This window comes from Ruegeria sp. C9 (assembly GCF_056537585.1).
Map to the genome: position 1 here is coordinate 217,171 of NZ_JBQFRU010000002.1, position 20,158 is coordinate 237,328.

Below are 20,158 nucleotides of genomic sequence, written 5' to 3' on the forward strand. Positions count from 1 at the left end.
TAGGGGACAGCTATGAAATTTCTCGATCTTGCAAAGGTCTACATCCGGTCCGGGGCCGGAGGTGGCGGCTGCGTCAGCTTTAGACGTGAAAAGTACATCGAATACGGCGGACCCGATGGTGGGGACGGCGGTAAGGGTGGGTCTGTTTGGGCCGAGGTTGTGGACGGGCTGAACACCCTGATCGACTTTCGCTATCAACAGCATTTCTTCGCCAAGAACGGCCAACCCGGTCGCGGTCAGCAACGCACCGGTAAGGATGGTGACGACATCATCCTGCGCGTTCCCGTCGGAACCGAGATTCTGGACGAAGACGAAGAGACCGTGATTTGTGACCTGACCGAGGTTGGTCAGAGATTTTTGCTGGCAAAAGGCGGCAACGGCGGCTTTGGCAACCTGCATTTCAAATCCGCGACCAATCAGGCCCCGCGCCGCGCCAATCCGGGGCAGGCGGGGATCGACCGCACCATCTGGCTGCGGCTGAAGCTGATTGCGGATGTGGGTCTTTTGGGCATGCCCAACGCCGGGAAATCAACTTTCTTGGCTGCCACATCCAATGCACGGCCCAAAATCGCCGACTATCCCTTTACTACGCTGCACCCCAATCTGGGCGTTGTCGGTGTCGATAACGTGGAGTTCGTCGTTGCCGACATTCCAGGTCTGATCGAAGGCGCACATGAGGGGCGTGGAATCGGTGACCGGTTTCTTGGCCACGTAGAACGCTGCGCGGTACTGTTGCATCTGGTCGACGGCACCTCGGAAACTGTGGTCGAAGACTATCGCACAATCATCACCGAGCTTGAGGCCTATGGCGGAGAGCTGGCGGATAAGCCGCGTATCACCGTATTGAACAAGATCGACGCTCTGGACGATGAGGAACGCGAACTGATCAAGGCCGAACTGGAAGATGCCGTTCGCGGCCCGGTCATGACCATGTCAGGCGTTGCGCATTTGGGCGTGACCGAGGTGCTGCGGTCCTTGCGGGCTCAGATCGATGAAAACCGCCTGCGCCAGAAACCCGCCGAGGAGGCCACGCCTTGGCAACCCTGACCCATGCCCGCCGCCTGGTGGTCAAGATCGGATCGGCCTTGTTGGTCGACCGGGATACGGGATTGCTCAGGTCGGATTGGCTGAAATCGCTGGCGCAGGACGTGGCTTGGCTGAAAGGGCAGGGGACAGATGTTGTTCTGGTCTCGTCCGGGTCAATCGCGTTGGGTCGAGGTGTACTTGGCCTGCCGATGCAGAATCTGCCGCTGGAACAGTCACAGGCCGCTGCGGCGGTTGGACAAATCCGGCTGGCCCGTGCGTATGAAGAAGCGTTGACGCCGCATGAGATCAAAACCGCTCAGGTGCTGGTCACGTTGGAAGACAGCGCGGATCGGCGGCGTTATCTGAATTCCCGTGCAACGCTGGAAACGCTGCTGAGCCTGGGTGTTGTTCCGATTGTCAACGAAAACGATACAGTCGCCACGGATGAGATACGGTATGGCGACAATGACCGGCTGGCAGCGCAAATCGCCGTGACCATCGGCGCGGATCAGTTGATCCTGCTTTCAGATGTCGACGGGTTCTATTCGGGCAATCCCAACGAGGACACGACAGCCACTCGATATGACGTGATCAAACAGATCACGCCCGAGATCGAGGCCATGGCAGGTGACGCGGGATCGGGGCTGTCAAAGGGCGGCATGAAGACCAAGCTGTTGGCTGCCAAGATGGCAACCGCTGCTGGCTGCGATATGGCGATAACTGAAGGATCACCCCTGAACCCGCTGAAAACGCTTGGAAATGGAGCGAGCTGCACTTGGTTCACGGCCACGCTCGATCCGCATGCAGCCCGGAAACGCTGGATTTCGGCGATGAAACCGCGCGGAGAGATCGTGATCGATGACGGCGCGGCAAGGGCGCTTTCCAATGGCAAAAGCCTGTTGCCCGCTGGCATTGTCGAGGTCACGGGTGATTTCGGTCGCGGCGATCCCGTCGCTGTTCTGGATGCGCAGGCGCGGAGGCTGGCACAGGGGCTAAGTCGCTATACCGCGCAAGAGGCGGATGCGATCAAAGGACGTAAATCGTCTGAAATCGAGGCGACGCTAGGCTATCCAGGCCGCGCGGCCCTGATCCACCGGGACGATCTGGCGCTATGAGGGCGTGATTTGATAAACTGAGACCGAAAGGCGCATGAGATGAAGGATTTCGACAACATTCCCGCAATGATGGCCGACCTTGGTGCGCGCGCCAAAGCAGCCTCGCAAGAGCTTGCCTTTGCCACCGCCGAACGCAAGCACGCCGCGCTGATCGTAGCCGCAGACGCCGTTTGGCACAAACGTGCCGACATTATCGAAGCGAACAAGAAGGATTTGGAGTTCGGGCGAGAAAAGGGTTTGAGCCCCGCGATGATGGACCGCTTGATGCTGGATGAAGCACGCGTTCAGGGCATGGTTGACGGGCTGCGCACCGTCGCCGATCAGACCGATCCTGTGGGTGAGGTGTTGGCCGAATGGGACATGGCCTCGGGCCTCAACATTCAGCGTGTGCGCACGCCTTTGGGTGTGATCGGCGTGATCTACGAAAGCCGTCCCAACGTGACGGCGGATGCGGGTGCATTGTGCCTGAAATCCGGAAACGCCGTGATCTTGCGAGGCGGGTCTGAGAGTTTTCATTCGTCAACCGCGATCCACGCCTGTCTGGTTGAGGGGCTAGCAGCTGCTAGCTTGCCCGAAGACGCCATTCAACTGGTGCCGACTCGCGACCGGGCTGCGGTGCAAGAGCTTTTGACCATGACTGATTATGTCGACGTCATCGTTCCCCGAGGTGGCAAAGGATTGGTGGGTCTTGTGCAACGCGAGGCGCGCGTGCCCGTCTTTGCGCATCTCGAAGGCATCGTTCATATTTATGTTGATAAAGCCGCCGATCCCCAGAAGACGCTGGATGTTGTGTTGAATGCCAAAACTCGGCGCACCGGTATCTGTGGCGCGGCAGAATGCTTGCTGATCCATCAAGACGTTGCAGAAACACTGGGCCGTGATCTAATCGCTGCTCTTCAAGCTGCGGGTGTTGAAGTGCATGCCGAAGGCGTTTTGGCCAATGAGAACACCATTCCTGCGTCGGATGATGACTGGGGCAAAGAGTACCTAGATAGTATCATCGCTGCACGGCCCGTCGCAGATATCGACGCCGCGATTGCGCATATCCGGCAGTTTGGCTCAAGCCACACCGATTGTATCATTACCGAGGATTCCGTGGCCACCGAGCACTTTTTCGAACGGCTTGACAGCGCAATCCTGATGCATAACGCCTCGACCCAATTCGCGGACGGCGGTGAGTTTGGCATGGGTGCTGAGATTGGTATCGCCACCGGCAAGATGCACGCGCGCGGTCCTGTCGGTGCCGCTCAGTTGACCAGTTTTAAGTATCTGGTACGCGGAAACGGGACCACGCGGCACTAAAACCGCAGTGTCACCTGGGTTGCGGTCGTTTCTACCGTGATTCTGCGACCCATCGTCGAGGCTGTATCCGGCAGCAGGGTAAATTGAACCTGCGCCGGGCTTAGTTTTTCGGTAAATCGCCCCGAGCCAATCCCTTTCCACAGTCCCGTATTGAGGTTCAGCTTGTCAGCAACGCCAGTCACCGTCCATGCGTCGCCCTGAGTTTCGATTTCCACTTCGCCGCCGAAGGGCATCGCACTTTCACAGCACATCACAGCCAGAAACGCGAGTTTAACCTGATTGCGCGGGACAGGTTCGGTCAGGTTCCAACTGATCCTCAGACGCCCGGCCTTTTCCACATCTTTAAGAAGCTCGACCACTTCGGTGCGACCCAATGGCTGATCGCTTGCTGATCCAAAGGCAACGCGGAAAAACCGGATGCGGGCGCCTGCACTGCCAACGCTGCCTGAAATCAGCTCCATTTCAGGGCCTTGGACTGCGCCAACCATCTCCAACAGCTCAAGCCCGTTGGTAATTGCCCCAATGGGGCTGATCAGATCATGACAGATCCGAGAGCCGATCAATTCGGCCAGGTTGACGTCTGACGCGCCCATGCGTACCTCCTGCTGCATCTGCCGCAGGACCCGGAGCCCAACATGACAGATTTGAATGCTATTCTTGCACCAGGCATGTATGTCCGCCACCCCGATTTCCCCGATTGGGGTGTTGGACAGGTGCAGTCCAATATCGGAGGCAAGATCACCGTTAACTTCCGCGAGCAGGGGAAAGTGGTGATCGACGGGACACGATTAGCCCTGATGCCAGTCTTTGATCCGTGAAACTGGTTTAGGAAAGGTTAACAACTTGCGCGAAAACCACGCTTGTTGCCTTTCTCTGGGCAAACGCGTTATCAGCGCGCAACCACAAACAGCGGACCAATTATTGATGCCGGACAAAGGCCCCTCATTCACCGTCAAACTTGCCGAAACCGAGGCTGAATTACATGCAGCTCAGCGTCTGCGGTATGACGTCTTTGTGCGTGAGTTGGGCGGCGGCGGTGAGATGGTCGATCACGAAGCCGGGCTCGAGAAAGACCGGTTTGATCCATTTTTTGACCATATGCTGGTCTATGATGATTCAACGAACGAAGTTGTCGGCGTCTACCGTTTGCTACCCGGTGAGCGGGCTGCTGAGTTGGGGCAGTTCTATTCCGAGGATGAATATGATCTAACGGTGCTCAAACAGAGCGGTCGCAAACTGTTGGAACTTGGGCGATCTTGCCTGCATCCAGACTATCGCGGCGGTACGGCGATGTACCACCTGTGGAGCGGGCTGGCGGCCTATGTGAACAAACGCGAAATCGAAGTGCTGTTCGGCGTGGCAAGTTTTCATGGAAACGATGTGCAAAAGTTGGCACAACCGCTGTCGATGCTGCATCACAATCATCTTGCTCCGCCGGATTTGCGGGTACGGGCACAGCCGGATGTTTTTCAATCCATGGATCTCTTGCCATCCGATGAGTTGGACCGGCGCTCGGCCATGATACAAGTACCGTCGCTGATTAAGGCCTATTTGCGCCTAGGCGGGTTCGTGGGCGAGGGGGCATTCATCGATAATGCCTTCAACACCACAGATGTTTGCCTGATCCTCGACACCGCCCGCATGAACGAACGTCAACGGCGCATTTACAGCGGAGCGTGACCAGGTGAGCGACCTATCTTGGCAAAGCGATGAAGCGCCTGATCCGATCAAGCTTGGTTTTCTCGGTTGGGTTCTGGTGATTCTACGCGGTGTCCCGTTGGCCATTCTGGTCTTTGGGGGTCTGATCATTCTGCTGACCGTACGCCTTTTCGAACGCCCGCTCTTCGGCGTCCGGCGGCCAATCACGCCGTTCATCGCGCAATTTGTGTGTCGCAACGCTTTCAGAATCCTCGGGATTGGATTTCGCACCTCGGGCGTGTTGATGCGGGAACGTGGGGCTGTGGTCGCCAACCACACTTCGTGGTTGGATATATTTGCCCTAAACGCCCGCAAACGCGTTTACTTCGTCTCTAAGGCTGAAGTGGCGAATTGGCCGGGGATTGGATGGCTTGCACGCGCGACAGGCACGGTCTTTATCGAACGCAATCCCAAGAAAGCGCGAGAGCAAACCAGAATTTTTGAAGACCGGCTGAAAGCCGGGCATAAGCTTCTGTTCTTCCCTGAAGGCACCTCAACCGATGGTTTGCGTGTTTTACCTTTTAAAACAACACTTTTCGCTGCATTCTTTACTGATGAACTGCGCGAGTTCATGTATGTCCAACCCGTCTCAGTGGTCTTCCATGCGCCCAAGGGTCAACCCGATCGGTTCTACGGCTGGTGGGGAGACATGGATTTTGGTCCGCACTTGCTGAAGACCCTCAGCGCGCGCAAACAGGGCTGGGTCGAGTTGATCTACCATTCGCCAGCCAAAGTCAGCGATTTTAAGAACCGAAAGGCGCTGGCAGCCCACTGTGAACAGGCCGTACGCCATGCGCACGAGTTGGCTCGGCTTGAAAAATAAGGGCGATTGGCCCTTGCACTACTTCAAAACCTGCCTTATACGCGCGCCATTCAAACCCGCAGGCGGGGTTTGGGCTATTTGAGGGAGACATCCTTATCTGGCCCGCCGGTTGGAGCATCCGCTTCTTTCACCCCCGCCGAGGCGTAAACCGGAAAAGGAAAGTAAAGCATGGCTCTTCCCGAGTTCACCATGCGTCAGCTGCTGGAAGCTGGCGTTCACTTTGGTCACCAGACACAGCGTTGGAATCCCCGCATGGGTCCGTTCATCTACGGCTCGCGCAATGGTATCCACATCATGGACCTGACCCAGACTGTTCCGATGCTGGATCAGGCGCTGCAGGCCGTTCGTGACACCGTCGCTAAAGGTGGCCGCGTTCTGTTCGTTGGTACCAAGCGTCAGGCAGCTCAGCCGATCGCAGATGCCGCTGAAAAGTCGGCTCAGTACTACATGAACCACCGCTGGCTAGGCGGCACGCTGACCAACTGGAAAACCGTTTCCCAGTCGATTAACCGTCTGAACCAGATCGACGAAGCGATGGAATCGGGCGCCGAAGGCCTGACCAAGAAAGAGCGTTTGGGCATGGAGCGTGACCAGCAGAAGCTGCAGGCTTCGTTGGGCGGTATCCGCGAGATGGGCGGCGTTCCTGATCTGCTGTTCGTCATCGACGTCAAGAAAGAAGCACTGGCCATCGCCGAAGCCAACAAGCTGGGTATCCCGGTTGTGGCTGTTGTCGACACCAACTGCTCGCCCGATGGCGTAGACTACATCATCCCCGGCAACGATGACGCAGCCCGTGCAATCGCGCTGTACTGCGATCTGGCCGCACGTGCCGCTCTGGACGGCATGACCGCTCAGATGGGTGCCGCTGGCGTTGATCTGGGTGCGTTCGAAGAAGCGCCAGTTGAAGAAGTGGTTGCCGAAGAAGCACCCACTGAAGAAGCCGCGCCGGAAGCCAAAGCCGAAGCGTAAGCTGCCCGTCACGTAAATGACATATGGGGCAGGGTAGACCTGCCCCAATTCCGTTTGAATTGAGGAGAGCCAAAAGATGGCAATCACAGCAGCAATGGTAAAAGAACTGCGCGACTCGACCGGCGCAGGCATGATGGACGCAAAAAAAGCGCTGACCGAAACCGGCGGCAACATGGACGAAGCCGTTGACTGGCTGCGCACCAAAGGCCTGGCCAAGGCGGCCAAGAAATCGGGCCGTACTGCAGCCGAAGGTCTGGTTGCTGTTCACGTCAACGGCGGCAACGGTGTTGCAGTCGAAGTGAACTCGGAAACCGACTTCGTTGCGAAAAACAGCGAATTCCAAGAGATGGTCGGCAAGATCACCTACGCAGCCGAAGGTGTTGATGACGTCGACGCGCTGCTGGCTGCCGATCTGGGCGGCAAGTCTGTTGCAGATACTCTGACCGACAAGATCGCCACCATTGGTGAAAACATGTCGGTCCGCCGCATGTCGAAACTGTCGGGCGATACTGTCGTTTCCTACGTTCACAACGCGGCGACAACCGGCATGGGCAAAATCGGCGTTCTGGTCGCTCTGTCCGGCGGTGATGAAGGCTTCGGCAAGCAGGTTGCAATGCACATTGCAGCTGTGAACCCAGCGGCCCTGTCCGAGGCGGACATGGACCCGGAAGTTGTCGAGAAAGAGAAGCAGGTCCAGATGGACATCGCCCGCGAATCCGGCAAGCCCGAGCAGGTGATCGAAAAGATGATCGTCGGTCGCATGAAGAAATTCGTCGCCGAAGCGACCCTGCTGAACCAGGACTTCGTTGTGAATCCTGATCTGACCGTCGAAGCGGCTGCCAAAGAAGCAGGTGCTACCATCACCGGTTTTGTCCGCATGGAAGTAGGCGAGGGCATCGTGGTCGAAAAAGAAGACTTCGCTGCCGAAGTTGCAAAGGCAGCCCAAGGCTAAAATCTTTTGCAGCTTCGGTTAGAGGCTGCAACAAATACCGAGCCCGGTTGCATAGCGCAGCCGGGTTTTTTTCATGTCAAAAGCCTGTGAACCGATGCTTGCGAAGATTGGTGAATTGAGGGGCCCTGCATGATGGGGATGGAAGGGCCCCTCAATAATCCCGACAAAGAGACGTGGACGAATAGACGCCTCGGTGTCAGAGCGATCAGAGAGCTTTGGTATTACAAAGATCCGATCAAAACGTTCCCTGGCTAAAGCCACCACTCACGGAACAATATCAATTTGCAATTTTATCGGGAGATTCGGAAAGTCATGTATTCCTTACCCTAGGTCAATTTGATGCTAATTAGCATCAAAATAGGGTCATGCTTCCATCACAAACATCTGATTCTGCAACGCGGCTTTCAATACGGCCTGAGCAGTTGTTTCAACCGAAAGCGCCTCACGCGCGAGTCTCAGGTGTTTTTCCACCGTTGCCGAAGTCAAACCCATCAATAGCGCGATGTCCTGCGTGGTCTTTCCGTCACCGACCCATTGCAAAGCTTCGCGCTGGCGTTTGGTCAGCGCGCGGTTCGGGGCATGATATGGCAAGGTCAGGATTTTGAGATGGGCAACATTGTTCATCAGAAGGATATCGTCGCCGTGCTCGTTCCAAACCTCGTCCATCTCCTCCTGGCTGTGATTACGTGCCGCAAGCGAAATCGCCCCTTTGGAACGCATCGACACCGAGTTGAAGCTGACCGTATAACCTACTGTAATATCACGCGACTTATTGAACTCAAAAACCCGAAGCTCTTCGTTCGACATGACCCCGCTGGACATCATGTCCTGTATCATGCTCCAACTTGCAGCGCCTTCGTTGTTCAGCGCCCATTTCAGCATGGGGGCGTGAAAATACAGGCCGGATTGAAGGAACCCTTCCAAGTAATCCGAGCAGTGATTGGTCAGGATTACAAAGTCTTCTGGATCGCCCAGCGAAGTCGCAGTTCGGTATTGCGTATACCCATACAACAGCCGGTCGAAGCCATACTTTTCCATCTGGCGGCAATGTGCATCCCAAAGCTCTTCCAGAGTTTTCGTGTAGCTCAGAAAATTCAGATACTCTTTGAGGGTCATCCTGTGTCCCTCTCAGCCAGATGCGCGGCAATCGCGTTCAGTGCAAGAACATAGCTTTGCGCGCCAAAACCACAGATCTGTCCAATCGCGACTGGTGCGATATGCGATTTGTGACGAAACGCCTCGCGCGCGTGAATGTTAGATAAATGAACTTCAACCACGGGTACTTCGGCCGAAGATATCGCATCCATCAGCGCAATCGATGTATGCGTGAATGCGCCTGCGTTCAGCACGATACCATCCTGAACGCCGCGTGCCGCGTGGATCGCATCAATCAGCGCGCCTTCGTGATTGGATTGGAGATGGGTTATGATTTGACCCAGCGTTTCACCATGCGCAACGCACAGGTCCTCGATCATCTGCAACGTCGTTGCGCCGTAGACCTCGGGTTGCCGTGTACCAAGCAAATTCAGGTTCGGACCATTCAGAACCAGGATATTGTGCATATTCAAACTGTCCCCATCTTCCTTTTTTCATAAACATGAATTTAAAGGTCGTCCAGCGACCTTCGCTCTTATGGGTAGAGCTTCATTGACGCATGCAGGTTGCTGGATCGGCTCAATCCCATCCTCTATTCAATTATCTTCCATCGTGACCACAACTTTACCGAGAGCCTCGCGCCGTTCGAGCATGCCAATTGCCTCTGCCGCCTGGGTTAGCGGAAATCGTGCACTGATACGGGGTGAAATCTTTCCCGAACCATATAGGCGGAACAACTCGGCCAGGTTTTTTGCGTGCCCCTTCGGGTCGCGAAGTACGGACGCGCCCCAGAACACCCCGACGATCTGACAGCCCTTGAGCAAAGCCAGGTTCAGCGGAATGCTGGGGATGCCGGCAGGAAAGCCAACAACCAGATAACGCCCGCCCCACGCCATACTTCGCAAGGCGGGCTCAGCGTAGTCTCCGCCGACCGCGTCGTAGACCACATCCACACCTTCGCCCCGGGCCAGTGCCTTTATCTCGGCGGACAGGGCCTTTTGCGCTTCGCGGTCCAAATCGCGTGGATAGATCAGCGTCTGGTCTGCACCAATATCTCTGCAAAACAATGCTTTGTCTTCAGACGAGACCGCCGCGATCACATGTGCCCCCATCGCTTTGGCTAGCTCGATCGCCGCAGACCCAACGCCACCGGCGGCCCCCAGAACAAGTACTTTTTCGCCGGGCTTAAGTAGCGTACGGTCCTTGAGGGCGTGGTATGAAGTGCCGAAGGTGAAGACAAAGCTAGCCGCATCTTCAAACGGCATCACGTCGGGTATCTTGACGGCAGTCGCTGGTTTGAGCTTCAGGTGCGTAGCGAACCCTCCGTGCCCTGTCAGCGCCAGAACCCGATCACCAGGCGCGAAGTCTGTGACGCCTTCTCCGACCGAGACAACTTCTCCGGCGATTTCACCACCTGGTGCAAAGGGGCGGGGTGGTTTTATCTGATAGAGGTCCCGGATCATCAGCGTATCAGGGAAGTTCACCCCGGCGGCGCGGATACGCAATACAATTTCATCTGACTCAGGGGTTGGATCGGGCAGGGTGGTCAGTTCCAAACTCTCGGGGCCGCCTGGTGTGACGCTGAGTAATGCCTGCATGTTTTTCAATTGCCTCTTGCTTCACCTGTTTTGAAATCGTTGGATTGTCAGCACGTATTGTCAAGAAGACCTCGCGCCAGAATCCCAGATCGCCTGAATGGAGTGCACATGACGCCCGAGACTTTGTTTTCGCTCAGTGGAAAGACGGCACTGGTAACTGGGGGTGCCACCGGTATCGGCCGAATGGCGGCCGAGGCGTTGGTACGTGCCGGGGCGCATGTGCTGATCGCTTCTCGCAAAGGCGAGGCATGCGAGGAGGTTGCAACAGAGTTGAACGCTCTGGACGCGCCAGGCTCGGCCGAAGGGTTTGCTGGCGACATCAGCAGTGAGGCGGGTATAGATGCGCTGGTAGATGAAGTCAAAAGTCGCACTCAAGCGATTGATATACTGATGAATAATGCAGGTGTGTCTTGGGGCGCGCCGATGGGGCAGTTCCCTCATTTCGCTTGGGACAAAGTCATGTCGGTTAATGTCGCAGGCGTATTTGATCTGACCCAAAAATTGCTGCCACTTCTGATGAAATCCGCAACCGACGAGGATCCTGCGCGGGTCATCAATGTAGGTTCGGTCATGGGTGAAGTTCCGATGGGTGACGGGGCCTACAGCTATTCCGCGTCCAAAGCGGCGGTTATTCACCTGTCCAAAATCATGGCTAAAGAATTGGCACCCTACAGAGTTACGGTGAATGCGCTGGCCCCGGGACCATTCGTATCGCGCATGACGGCCTTTGCTACCGAGGACGAAACCAAGCGCGCGCGGGTCGGCAAAGGTGTTCCACTGGGCCGGGTTGGCCAGGCCGAGGATATCGCTGGTTGCATGTTGTTTCTATGCGGTCGCGGAGGCAGCTATGTCACTGGCGCGGTCATCCCTGTCTCCGGCGGGATAAATGTGCAGACCGGTGGCAATATCTTTGCCGATGCCCTTTAGCCGTGGGTTCATACGCAGGCTGAATATATGACACACACTGAAAACACTCTGGATATCAAGTCCGTCGACGCTTATCTAAACACGCATCTTGTTGGGTATCATGGCCCTCTTGAGGCTACAAAATTCACCGTGGGTCAGTCGAACCCAACCTATCTGCTGCGTACGCCGGCCAAATCCTATGTTCTGAGACGCAAGCCGCCGGGCATATTGCTGAAATCCGCACATGCAGTGGATCGGGAATTTCGCGTACAAGCGGCGCTGGCTGGTAGCAAAGTGCCCGTCCCGCAAGTACATCTGCTTTGTGAAGATGACAGCGTCATAGGCTCTGCCTTTTACGTGATGGAGCATCTGAAAGGGCGCACATTTGTCGACCCTGTCATGAAAGGCGAAAACAATGCGACGCGCACGGGTGTACTGAAAGAGATGAACCGCGTACTGGCCGAACTGCACATGGTCGATATCGATGCGGTGGGTCTTTCGGATTTCGGACCTCCAGGCAACTATTTTGAGCGGCAAATTGCTCGCTGGACCAAACAATATCGCGCCTCTGAGACCGAAAAAATCGCCGAGATGGATCAGCTGATCGCCGAGCTTGAGCGCCAGATCCCCGAGGATGACAATCAAAGAACACTGGTTCATGGGGACTACCGAATCGACAATCTGATGTTCGAGGCGCATGGCACCGCCTGCATCGGAGTGCTGGATTGGGAGCTATCGACCATCGGTCACCCATATGCGGACCTGGCAGCCGTCATCATGCAATGGCAGCTGCCCCCGGGCAAGGAGGGTCGGGGGTTGGCTGGCGTAGATCGGTTAAGCCTTGGGCTACCGTCAGATCAGGACTTCATCGCCGAGTATTGCGCGCGCCGCGGCCTAACGGGGATTGAGAATTTTGGCTTCTACCTTGCTTTCAACTTCTTTCGGATGGCCGGCATTCTGCAAGGTGTCTACAAGCGGGCCTTGGATGGAAACGCATCAGACCCGGCACGCGCTAAGGCTTTCGGTGCCTATGTGCCGGTCTTCGCCCAACACGGATTATCTGCGCTGCAAAAAACGTAGGCAGTATTCTCGGCGCCCTTCAACAAATCCAGCAAAAATCAGCAGAATTCGCTGTTGCCTCGGATCTCACGAAGGCAAGATCGGCCTGATCAAGATGGAGTTGCCTCATGGGATTTGATCCGACCGCGCAGACCCACATCCGCCAATGGATGCACAGATATGTTGAGCAGCAGAAATACGCAGGCAGCGCCCTTCTGATCCACCAGAACGGGCAAGAGGCATTCTTTCACGCATTTGGCCGCCGCTGCATTGAAACCGACCTCGCGTTCCAACGCGATAGCCTGGTTCGGATCTATTCGATGACTAAGCCTGTGACGTCCGTTGCCTTGATGATGCTGGTGGAACAGGGGTTGTTTCATCTAGATGCCCCGGTTTCCGAATTCCTGCCAGAGTTTGCAACCATGCAAGCTTTGGTCCCGGGTGCAACGCAGTTGAACCAGACCAAGGACGCGCCGACACCCAGCCTGCATCAGTTGCTGACGCACACCAGCGGGCTGAGCTACCCGTTCAATCCCGGCCTTTTGCCAATGGCCATGGATGAGCTCGATCTGATCTTTTCCCCGAAACAAGGCCCGCTGGCGGGTCGGGTTAAAGTGCTGGCAGGGTTGCCGCTGGCTTTTCAGCCAGGTAGTCGCTGGGAGTACTCGGTCGGGATCGACGTGATTGGCCGCGTGATTGAAGTCGTATCAGGCAAACCGCTGGACGTGTTTCTAACCGAACACATCTTTCGACCACTTGGGATGAGTGAAACCGCGTTTTCAGTGCCTGAAGGGGCAGGGGACCGATTTGCGTCGCTCTACACCCCGCTCGAAGGCGATGCCATGGCGCTGAATGCCGCAAAATCGGGTGGAGAAACATTGCGGTTGGTGGATCGGGCCGGAGAGTCCCCGTTTGAGGCGGCAACGACCTTTTCTGGCGGTGGCGGATTGATCAGTACCATCGACGATTACAGCAAGTTCGCCGAGATGTTGCGAAACAAAGGAACCGCAAATGGCGCCAGACTACTCGGCCCCAAGACGGTAGAGTTCATGTTTCGCAATCACTTACCGGGCGATATTGCATCCATGGGTCCACAAAGCTTTGCAGAGCAACCCATGGAAGGCACAGGCTTTGGCATCGGAGGCGCGGTGGTACTGAACCCGGCGCGCACCCGCGCCCCAAGCTCGGTTGGCGACTATGGCTGGGGCGGGATGGCCTCGACCTACTTCTGGATCGATCCGGTCAACGCGCTGTCGACTGTGTTTTTTACACAGCTCTCGCCATCCAGCTCTTATCCATCCCGAGCCGAGTTAAAGGCGCTTGTTCACGCGGCGCTCGTTGAATGATCGATGTTTGAGTGATACCGGAAAAGGCCAAGACGCCGGAGAGCCCTGAATGACCGAAGCCGAACGCATATTGCTTGATCTGCTGAATATCGAACCGCTTGAGGTCGATTTGTTTCGCGGAACCGGTTCTGGTGGCGAGACACCAACGCGTATCTTCGGCGGGCAGGTGATCGCGCAAGCGCTTGCGGCAGCGTACAGGACGGTCGAGGATCGTCTATGCCATTCCTTGCATGCCTATTTCATAAGGCCCGGAGATCCGTCAATTCCGGTTATATATCAAGTGGATCGCGCGCGCGATGGTGGTTCTTTTACAACCCGCCGCGTGGTTGCGATCCAGCATGGCAAGCAAATTTTGAACATGTCGGCCTCGTTTCACAAGCAGGATGACGGATGGGAACATCAGCATCCGATTCCGGACGTTCAAGCGCCCGAGCACCATCCATCGCGTGACGAATTGCGCGAAAAATACCTGGATCGTGTTCCCGAAAAGCTGAAAGCTGAATTGCTGCGCGAGCGCCCGATCGAAGTGCGCGAAATCGATCCGCTGGACCTGTTTGCACCCGCAAAGGCAGATGACAAGAACCACGTCTGGTTTCGCATGGGCGCAGCGAACCACGCGGACACCGTTACACAACATCTTCTATTGGCCTATGCCTCGGATATGAGCTTGCTCAGTTCCGGAATGCGGCCCCATGGGCTGAGCTGGTTCACTGGTGAAATTGATGGGGCCAGTCTGGACCATGCAATCTGGTTTCATGCACCCGTGCAGTTTCAAAACTGGCATCTGTATTCGATGGAGTCGCCGTGGACAGGGCAGGGGCGCAGCTTCAATCGGGGTTCGATCTTTTCGCAGGATGGCAAACTGGTTGCGTCCGTCGCGCAGGAAGGCCTACTCAGACGACGGAAGCAACACTAAGTACTGCCAGCAAACCTTTGATTAAGCTTCATCATTCCACCTAACCATCGGTCGTAATCTTCTGTTTTTAAACGCATATAGTCAAGCACTTGTGGATGCGGAAGAATCAAGAAACGTTCATCCGCCAGCGCCTCGACACAGGCTTGGGAGACCTCATCAGGTTCAATTATTCCGTCAATCGCGGCAACCGAATCCTCATGTCCACGTATCATCTCGGACCGAACGGCCTGCGGACACAGAACCGAAACCCTGAGACCTTTATCGCCATAGGTCATCGCGATCCATTCAGCAAAACCCACAGCCGCATGTTTGGTTACGCCATAAGGGGCTGCGCCGGGTTGATTGAGCAATCCAGCCGCTGAAGCAGTGATCATCAAATAACCACCACCACGCGCAACCATCCTTGGGATCAGGTGCCGCGCGGTCCAGACATGAGACATCACGTTGATCTGCCAGATGCGGTCCCATTCAGCATCCGGCACTTCAAATCCACCTAAGGTGAGTATTCCCGCATTGGCACAGAATAAATCAATCGGAGCGATCGTATCCTCGACAGTCTCAATCAGATTTCGAATATCACTTTCCTTGGACACATCACAGCTGAGTGCATCACCGCCAATTTCCGCCGCCACGGCCTGCGCGCCGGCAAGGTCGATATCGGCGCAGACTACATGCGCACCTTCTTCTGAGAACCGCTTGGCAAGACCTTTACCTATGCCATTTGCAGCGCCAGTGATGACGACGGTCTTCCCAATCAGAACCATTGCATAGCTCGTGTCTTACTTCTCAAACACAGCGTAACATATTGGCATGCCACGACCAATGTGTGTTCTATAGTCGTGGCTCGCTTGCTACTTATTTTACATAATACCGATTATGCGAGTAACAGGTACAGCCTCAGTAAAATGCCTGTAACCCGGTTTGCGCCCGCCCCAGGATCAATGCATGAACGTCGTGCGTGCCCTCATAGGTGTTGACTGTTTCAAGATTGATCATGTGACGCACCACCTGGAACTCTAGTGAGATACCGTTGCCGCCGTGCATGTCACGCGACATCCGCGCAATGTCCAATGCCTTGCCGCAATTGTTACGTTTGATGATCGAGATCATCTCGGGCGCAGCTTCAGCCTGATCCATCAGACGGCCGACGCGCAAGCTTGCTTGCAGTCCCAAAGAGATTTCGGTCTGCATCTCTGCCAGTTTGCGTTGAAACAGCTGGGTCTGCGCAAGTGGTCGATTGAACTGTTTACGATCCAAGCCGTACTGACGCGCTGCGTGCCAGCAGCATTCCGCGGCCCCCATCGCACCCCAGCTGATACCATAGCGTGCGCGGTTCAGGCAGCCGAACGGCCCCTTGAGACCCTGAACATGTGGAAGCAAAGCGCCCTCGCCCACCTCAACGCCATCCATGACAATTTCACCTGTGATCGAAGTACGCAGGCTCAGCTTGTTCTCGATCTTCGGTGCACTCAGGCCCTTGGTGCCTTTATCCAGCACGAACCCACGAATCTTGCCGTCATGCGCATCTGACTTGGCCCAGACCACATAGACATCTGCGATCGGTGCGTTTGAAATCCACATCTTGCTGCCGGTCAGACGATACCCGCCATCAATCTTCTCGGCGCGGGTCTTCATCGCCGCCGGGTCCGAACCCGCATCCGGCTCTGTCAGGCCAAAACACCCAATCCATTCGCCACTTGCCAGTTTCGGCAGATATTTGCGACGCTGTTCTTCGCTGCCATAGGCGAAAATCGGGTACATCACCAACGAGCTTTGCACCGACATCATCGAGCGATAGCCGGAATCCACCCGTTCAACTTCCCGCGCCACAAGTCCATAAGATACGTAGCTTGCACCGATCCCACCATATTCTTCGGGGACTGTCGTGCCCAACAGGCCCATTTCACCCATTTCACGAAAGATCTCGGGATCGGTTTCTTCGTTTGCAAAAGCCTTGGTGACACGCGGCTGCAATTTCTCCTGGGCGTAAGCGCGCGCGCTGTCGGCAATCAGGCGTTCATCCTCTTCCAACTGGTCCGACAAGCGAAATGGGTCGTTCCAGTTGAAACGTCCAAGGTCAGGCGCATCTTTTGCGCGCAGGACAGGCTTTGTATCTGGAGCGTTCATTTTGCTTCTCCGAATTGAATAGGTTTGGGCAAGTATAATCTGAGAAATATTCAAAAAACAGCGAGACATTTGCATTGTTTCATGATCAAAACGCATAGATGGACACCAAGCGCCCTATCCTGCCGCCTATATCCGCGCTGCGCGCGCTTGAAGCTTTGGATCGCCTTGGATCAGCCTCGGCAGTCGCGGATGAAATGGCACTGACGCAGAGCGCGGTCAGTCGGCAACTGCAGACGCTTGAAGCGCATTTGGACGCAGAATTGGTCAGCCGTGATCGCAAGCGATTGTCACTGACAAAGGCTGGACAGGACTATGTACAAGAAGTTCGGCCAGCCTTGTCTCAGATCGCGCAGGCGGCGCTGAAACTGCACATTTCCCCTGTCGGTGGGACATTGAATCTGGCGATTCTGCCGACATTCGGAATGCGCTGGCTGGTACCGCGTCTGCCGGATTTCGCCCGCCGCCATCCGGATATCACAATCAACATGACCACGCGGTTGCGACCGTTTAGTTTTGCTTCGGAACCCTTTGATGCGGCTTTACATTTTGGGGAACCTGATTGGCCGGGAACTGATCGCTTGTTATTAAGTGTCGAGCGGGTTTTGCCTGTCTGCGCGCCCGAGCTTTTACCCAAAGGCACTCCGACGTCACCCCGCGATCTGCTAAAACTGCCGCTGCTGCATATCCAGACAAGACCGCGCGCCTGGCAGGACTGGTTTCAACAGATGGGTGTCACGCACCCGCATCCCCTGCCCGGCACCGTCCACGACCAGTTCAACACCATCAACCAAGCCGCGCTGCACGGCCTGGGTGTTGCCCTGTTGCCAAACTATCTGGTGGAACTAGACCTTGCGACAGGTAGGCTGGTTGCAGCCTTCCCTGACGCGATAGAGACGATGGGGGCATATTATCTGGTTTGGCCGCGCGAAAAATCGGATGACGCATCATTGCGAGAGTTTCGACACTGGCTTGCTTCTCAGGCCCAGACCGAAGAAGCACTGCCACGTTAGCCGAGCGCATACCCTGCCCCGCGCACCGTTCGCACCGGATCTTCGCCGCCATGTTGGGTCAACGCTTTGCGCAGACGACCGATATGAACATCAACAGTACGCGTGTCGACGTAGATATCGCGGCCCCAGACGCGGTCAAGCAACTGCTCTCGGCTCCAGACCCGGCCGGGCTTTTCCATGAATGTGCTCAGCAACCGGAACTCGGTCGGGCCCAGTTTTAACAGCTTGTTGTCGCGGCTGACCTTGTGGGTCTCAGAGTCCAGTATGATATCGTCAAACTCCAACCGGATGCCCACGGTCGCTGGACGGACTCTGCGCAATTGTGTCCGTACACGTGCCATCAATTCGACAACCGAGTAAGGCTTAACCACATAATCATCGGCACCGGTTTCAAGGCCGCGCACTTTATCAACCTCTTCCGAGCGCGCCGACAGCATGATGATCGGAATTGATCGGGTGTCCGGCCGCGTTTTCAGGCGGCGGCAGACCTCGATACCGCTGAGATTGGGCATCATCCAATCCAAAACGATGATATCCGGGCGGTCTTCTTCGACCAGCAACAAAGCTTCGTCGCCATTAGCGGCACGGATTACCCGGAACCCTTCGGCGTCCAGATTATAGGCCAGCACCTCTCTCTGGGCCAACTCATCCTCAACAACCAGCACCGTCGGTTGATCAGCGGACATGACTGAGATCTCCTAGATCGTTTGCGACGTGTTGTCGGCTTTGGGGCGCGCTTCGCTGGGTCTCTCGCCGGTGACGAGATAGACGACCTGCTCGGCAATGGCGGTGACGTGATCGCCCATGCGTTCGATATTTTTTGCGATGAAATGCAGGTGCATACACGATGAGATGTTGCGCGGATCCTCCGCCATGAAGGTCAGGAACTCGCGAAACAGGCCGTTATACATCTGGTCCACTTCCAGATCCCGCTCGATCACGTCCTGCGCCAGCTCAGCATCACGCTGGATATAGGCATCCAGCGCGTCGCGCAGCATCCGCTCGACCTCGCGCGCCATTCGGCGCAGAGCGGCGGCACTGCCGTTGATTTCGCCGGCATTCACCAGAACGGTCGTTCGCTTGGCGATGTTCTTGGAGTAATCTCCAATCCGTTCAAGGTTGGTCGCAACCTTCAGAACGGACAGCACCAGCCGCAAATCGCTGGCCGTCGGTGCACGCAAGGCAATCAGGCGCGCGGTCTCTTCATCAATCAGTTCTTCCAGTGCGTCGATGGCCTTGTCGCCTTGACGCACTTCATTTGCCAGTTCTTCGTCGCGGGTCTCCAGCGACCGGGCCGCGCCCATAATGGCGGCTTCGACCAGTCCACCCATCTTCATGATGTGTGCTTGGATGGCCTCAAGGTCGCGGTCGAACGCGGATGCAATATGTTGTTCGCTCATTGCAGTTATCCTGTGCTCAGCCAATCCGGCCGGTGATGTAACTTTCGGTTCGGGGATCTTCGGGGTTGGTGAAGATCTGCCCGGTTTCGCCAAACTCAACCAAGTTGCCCAAATGGAAAAACGCCGTCTTCTGGCTGACCCGCGCAGCCTGCTGCATCGAGTGGGTCACGATCACCACTGAATAGCGTGAACGCAGTTCGTCAATCAGTTCCTCGACCTGCGCGGTTGCAATTGGGTCCAGGGCCGAACACGGCTCGTCCATCAATAGCACCTCAGGCTCGGTGGCTACGGCGCGCGCGATGCAAAGACGCTGTTGCTGACCACCAGAAAGGCCGGTACCGGGAGCATCCAGACGGTCCTTGACCTCATCCCAGATCGCACCACGACGCAGAGATTTCTCTACGATTTCATCCAGTTCTGCCTTATTCTTGGCAAGGCCGTGGATACGCGGACCGTAAGCCACGTTGTCATAGATCGATTTGGGGAACGGGTTCGGTTTTTGAAAAACCATGCCGACCTTGGCACGCAACTGTACCGGATCGACGCGCTTGTCGTAAATGTCTTCACCGTCCAGCAGGATATCACCCTGCACCCGGCAAATGTCGATTGTGTCGTTCATCCGGTTCAGACAGCGTAAGAAGGTGGATTTACCGCAGCCAGAGGGACCGATGAAAGCCGTCACAGTCTTGTCTTCGATATCGACGCTCACGTCCTTGATAGCGTGGGTCTCACCGTAGTAGACCTGAACCTGCTTGGCGTTGATCTTGATGTCTTTGGAGTCCACGGTTCTCTCCACTCGTGTCATATCGTTCATTT

Annotated in this window: 22 protein-coding genes; 13 read left to right on the plus strand and 9 right to left on the minus strand. The window is 56.0% G+C overall.

The genetic code is table 11. The features are described 5' to 3' along the window. Positions 1-12: 12 nt before the first annotated feature. The 3 genes from obgE to ACR0NE_RS05265 are packed head-to-tail and all read left to right on the plus strand — an operon-like array spanning position 13 to position 3,443. Positions 13-1,047: a GTPase ObgE gene (obgE, locus tag ACR0NE_RS05255; protein WP_170595639.1), complete on the plus strand. Its 1,035-nt coding sequence runs from the start codon at positions 13-15 to the stop codon at positions 1,045-1,047. Beyond that, positions 1,035-2,141, plus strand: coding sequence for a glutamate 5-kinase (gene proB / locus ACR0NE_RS05260; RefSeq protein WP_170595637.1), 1,107 nt, complete (start codon positions 1,035-1,037; stop codon positions 2,139-2,141). The genes obgE and proB overlap by 13 nt, the downstream gene beginning before the upstream one ends. A 39-nt stretch (positions 2,142-2,180) precedes the next feature. Continuing rightward, a complete protein-coding gene (locus tag ACR0NE_RS05265) occupies positions 2,181-3,443 on the plus strand; it encodes a glutamate-5-semialdehyde dehydrogenase (RefSeq protein WP_170595635.1) in 1,263 nt (420 codons plus the stop codon). Here ACR0NE_RS05265 and ACR0NE_RS05270 read toward each other — a convergent pair. Continuing rightward, positions 3,440-4,036, minus strand: coding sequence for a histidine phosphotransferase family protein (locus ACR0NE_RS05270; protein ID WP_170595633.1), 597 nt, complete (start codon positions 4,034-4,036; stop codon positions 3,440-3,442). The genes ACR0NE_RS05265 and ACR0NE_RS05270 overlap by 4 nt on opposite strands. A 42-nt stretch (positions 4,037-4,078) precedes the next feature. Here ACR0NE_RS05270 and ACR0NE_RS05275 point away from each other — a divergent pair, with 42 nt between their 5' ends. From ACR0NE_RS05275 to tsf, 5 genes are all read left to right on the plus strand, one after another. Then, entirely contained in the window at positions 4,079-4,261 is a 183-nt protein-coding gene (locus tag ACR0NE_RS05275; protein ID WP_170595631.1) for a DUF3553 domain-containing protein, read from the plus strand. A gap of 106 nt (positions 4,262-4,367) precedes the next feature. Then, entirely contained in the window at positions 4,368-5,123 is a 756-nt protein-coding gene (olsB, locus tag ACR0NE_RS05280) for an L-ornithine N(alpha)-acyltransferase (RefSeq protein ID WP_170595629.1), read from the plus strand. A gap of 4 nt (positions 5,124-5,127) precedes the next feature. Then, positions 5,128-5,964 carry a lyso-ornithine lipid O-acyltransferase gene (olsA, locus tag ACR0NE_RS05285; RefSeq protein ID WP_170595627.1) on the plus strand — a complete coding sequence of 279 codons (837 nt, stop codon included), beginning with the start codon at positions 5,128-5,130 and terminating at the stop codon, positions 5,962-5,964. A 168-nt stretch (positions 5,965-6,132) separates the two neighbouring features. Next, positions 6,133-6,933 (plus strand): 30S ribosomal protein S2, encoded by an 801-nt coding sequence (rpsB, locus tag ACR0NE_RS05290; RefSeq protein WP_170595625.1) that lies wholly within the window; start codon positions 6,133-6,135, stop codon positions 6,931-6,933. A gap of 76 nt (positions 6,934-7,009) precedes the next feature. Continuing rightward, positions 7,010-7,885: a translation elongation factor Ts gene (gene tsf / locus ACR0NE_RS05295; RefSeq protein ID WP_170509912.1), complete on the plus strand. Its 876-nt coding sequence runs from the start codon at positions 7,010-7,012 to the stop codon at positions 7,883-7,885. A gap of 363 nt (positions 7,886-8,248) precedes the next feature. Here tsf and ACR0NE_RS05300 read toward each other — a convergent pair whose 3' ends face one another. From ACR0NE_RS05300 to ACR0NE_RS05310, 3 genes are all read right to left on the minus strand, one after another. Next, positions 8,249-9,001 carry an autoinducer binding domain-containing protein gene (locus ACR0NE_RS05300; RefSeq protein WP_170393076.1) on the minus strand — a complete coding sequence of 251 codons (753 nt, stop codon included), beginning with the start codon at positions 8,999-9,001 and terminating at the stop codon, positions 8,249-8,251. Then, on the minus strand, positions 8,998-9,447 hold the full coding sequence (gene aroQ / locus ACR0NE_RS05305) for a type II 3-dehydroquinate dehydratase (RefSeq protein WP_170393075.1): 450 nt from the start codon (positions 9,445-9,447) through the stop codon (positions 8,998-9,000). Before aroQ ends, ACR0NE_RS05300 begins: the two co-directional genes overlap by 4 nt. A gap of 129 nt (positions 9,448-9,576) precedes the next feature. Continuing rightward, positions 9,577-10,578, minus strand: coding sequence for an NADPH:quinone oxidoreductase family protein (locus ACR0NE_RS05310; RefSeq protein ID WP_170595623.1), 1,002 nt, complete (start codon positions 10,576-10,578; stop codon positions 9,577-9,579). Between the two features lie 108 nt (positions 10,579-10,686). Here ACR0NE_RS05310 and ACR0NE_RS05315 point away from each other — a divergent pair, with 108 nt between their 5' ends. The 4 genes from ACR0NE_RS05315 to ACR0NE_RS05330 all read left to right on the plus strand — a co-directional run bounded on the left by ACR0NE_RS05315 (position 10,687) and on the right by ACR0NE_RS05330 (position 14,805). Next, positions 10,687-11,505: an SDR family NAD(P)-dependent oxidoreductase gene (locus ACR0NE_RS05315; protein WP_170405770.1), complete on the plus strand. Its 819-nt coding sequence runs from the start codon at positions 10,687-10,689 to the stop codon at positions 11,503-11,505. Positions 11,506-11,532: 27 nt separating this feature from the next. Beyond that, positions 11,533-12,564, plus strand: a complete 1,032-nt coding sequence (locus ACR0NE_RS05320; protein WP_170595621.1) for a phosphotransferase family protein — start codon at positions 11,533-11,535, stop codon at positions 12,562-12,564. A gap of 107 nt (positions 12,565-12,671) precedes the next feature. After that, positions 12,672-13,889: a serine hydrolase domain-containing protein gene (locus ACR0NE_RS05325; RefSeq protein WP_170595618.1), complete on the plus strand. Its 1,218-nt coding sequence runs from the start codon at positions 12,672-12,674 to the stop codon at positions 13,887-13,889. A 49-nt stretch (positions 13,890-13,938) separates the two neighbouring features. Continuing rightward, positions 13,939-14,805, plus strand: coding sequence for an acyl-CoA thioesterase (locus ACR0NE_RS05330; protein WP_170595616.1), 867 nt, complete (start codon positions 13,939-13,941; stop codon positions 14,803-14,805). Here the strand turns inward: ACR0NE_RS05330 and ACR0NE_RS05335 are convergent. Continuing rightward, a complete protein-coding gene (locus ACR0NE_RS05335; RefSeq protein ID WP_170595614.1) occupies positions 14,802-15,569 on the minus strand; it encodes an SDR family oxidoreductase in 768 nt (255 codons plus the stop codon). The two genes, ACR0NE_RS05330 and ACR0NE_RS05335, sit on opposite strands and share 4 nt — an antisense overlap. A 133-nt stretch (positions 15,570-15,702) precedes the next feature. Further along, positions 15,703-16,932 (minus strand): acyl-CoA dehydrogenase, encoded by a 1,230-nt coding sequence (locus tag ACR0NE_RS05340; RefSeq protein WP_170595612.1) that lies wholly within the window; start codon positions 16,930-16,932, stop codon positions 15,703-15,705. 98 nt (positions 16,933-17,030) lie between these two features. Between ACR0NE_RS05340 and ACR0NE_RS05345 the strand changes: the two genes are divergently transcribed. Further along, positions 17,031-17,942: a LysR family transcriptional regulator gene (locus tag ACR0NE_RS05345; RefSeq protein WP_170595610.1), complete on the plus strand. Its 912-nt coding sequence runs from the start codon at positions 17,031-17,033 to the stop codon at positions 17,940-17,942. Here ACR0NE_RS05345 and phoB read toward each other — a convergent pair. The 3 genes from phoB to pstB are packed head-to-tail and all read right to left on the minus strand — an operon-like array spanning position 17,939 to position 20,156. Then, a complete protein-coding gene (gene phoB, locus ACR0NE_RS05350) occupies positions 17,939-18,628 on the minus strand; it encodes a phosphate regulon transcriptional regulator PhoB (RefSeq protein ID WP_170393066.1) in 690 nt (229 codons plus the stop codon). The genes ACR0NE_RS05345 and phoB overlap by 4 nt on opposite strands. 12 nt (positions 18,629-18,640) lie before the next feature. After that, positions 18,641-19,342 (minus strand): phosphate signaling complex protein PhoU, encoded by a 702-nt coding sequence (gene phoU, locus ACR0NE_RS05355; protein WP_170393065.1) that lies wholly within the window; start codon positions 19,340-19,342, stop codon positions 18,641-18,643. 16 nt (positions 19,343-19,358) lie between these two features. Further along, on the minus strand, positions 19,359-20,156 hold the full coding sequence (gene pstB, locus ACR0NE_RS05360) for a phosphate ABC transporter ATP-binding protein PstB (protein ID WP_170393064.1): 798 nt from the start codon (positions 20,154-20,156) through the stop codon (positions 19,359-19,361). Positions 20,157-20,158: the final 2 nt, after the last annotated feature.

Coding starts and splice junctions, on each gene's coding strand:
- obgE (WP_170595639.1), top strand. CDS start 13: ATGAAATTTCTCGATCTTGCAAAGGTCTACATCCGGTCCGGGGCCGGA.
- ACR0NE_RS05265 (WP_170595635.1), top strand. CDS start 2,181: ATGAAGGATTTCGACAACATTCCCGCAATGATGGCCGACCTTGGTGCG.
- ACR0NE_RS05270 (WP_170595633.1), bottom strand. CDS start 4,036: ATGGGCGCGTCAGACGTCAACCTGGCCGAATTGATCGGCTCTCGGATC.
- ACR0NE_RS05275 (WP_170595631.1), top strand. CDS start 4,079: ATGACAGATTTGAATGCTATTCTTGCACCAGGCATGTATGTCCGCCAC.
- olsB (WP_170595629.1), top strand. CDS start 4,368: ATGCCGGACAAAGGCCCCTCATTCACCGTCAAACTTGCCGAAACCGAG.
- rpsB (WP_170595625.1), top strand. CDS start 6,133: ATGGCTCTTCCCGAGTTCACCATGCGTCAGCTGCTGGAAGCTGGCGTT.
- tsf (WP_170509912.1), top strand. CDS start 7,010: ATGGCAATCACAGCAGCAATGGTAAAAGAACTGCGCGACTCGACCGGC.
- ACR0NE_RS05300 (WP_170393076.1), bottom strand. CDS start 9,001: ATGACCCTCAAAGAGTATCTGAATTTTCTGAGCTACACGAAAACTCTG.
- aroQ (WP_170393075.1), bottom strand. CDS start 9,447: ATGCACAATATCCTGGTTCTGAATGGTCCGAACCTGAATTTGCTTGGT.
- ACR0NE_RS05310 (WP_170595623.1), bottom strand. CDS start 10,578: ATGCAGGCATTACTCAGCGTCACACCAGGCGGCCCCGAGAGTTTGGAA.
- ACR0NE_RS05315 (WP_170405770.1), top strand. CDS start 10,687: ATGACGCCCGAGACTTTGTTTTCGCTCAGTGGAAAGACGGCACTGGTA.
- ACR0NE_RS05320 (WP_170595621.1), top strand. CDS start 11,533: ATGACACACACTGAAAACACTCTGGATATCAAGTCCGTCGACGCTTAT.
- ACR0NE_RS05325 (WP_170595618.1), top strand. CDS start 12,672: ATGGGATTTGATCCGACCGCGCAGACCCACATCCGCCAATGGATGCAC.
- ACR0NE_RS05330 (WP_170595616.1), top strand. CDS start 13,939: ATGACCGAAGCCGAACGCATATTGCTTGATCTGCTGAATATCGAACCG.
- ACR0NE_RS05335 (WP_170595614.1), bottom strand. CDS start 15,569: ATGGTTCTGATTGGGAAGACCGTCGTCATCACTGGCGCTGCAAATGGC.
- ACR0NE_RS05340 (WP_170595612.1), bottom strand. CDS start 16,932: ATGAACGCTCCAGATACAAAGCCTGTCCTGCGCGCAAAAGATGCGCCT.
- ACR0NE_RS05345 (WP_170595610.1), top strand. CDS start 17,031: ATGGACACCAAGCGCCCTATCCTGCCGCCTATATCCGCGCTGCGCGCG.
- phoB (WP_170393066.1), bottom strand. CDS start 18,628: ATGTCCGCTGATCAACCGACGGTGCTGGTTGTTGAGGATGAGTTGGCC.
- phoU (WP_170393065.1), bottom strand. CDS start 19,342: ATGAGCGAACAACATATTGCATCCGCGTTCGACCGCGACCTTGAGGCC.
- pstB (WP_170393064.1), bottom strand. CDS start 20,156: ATGAACGATATGACACGAGTGGAGAGAACCGTGGACTCCAAAGACATC.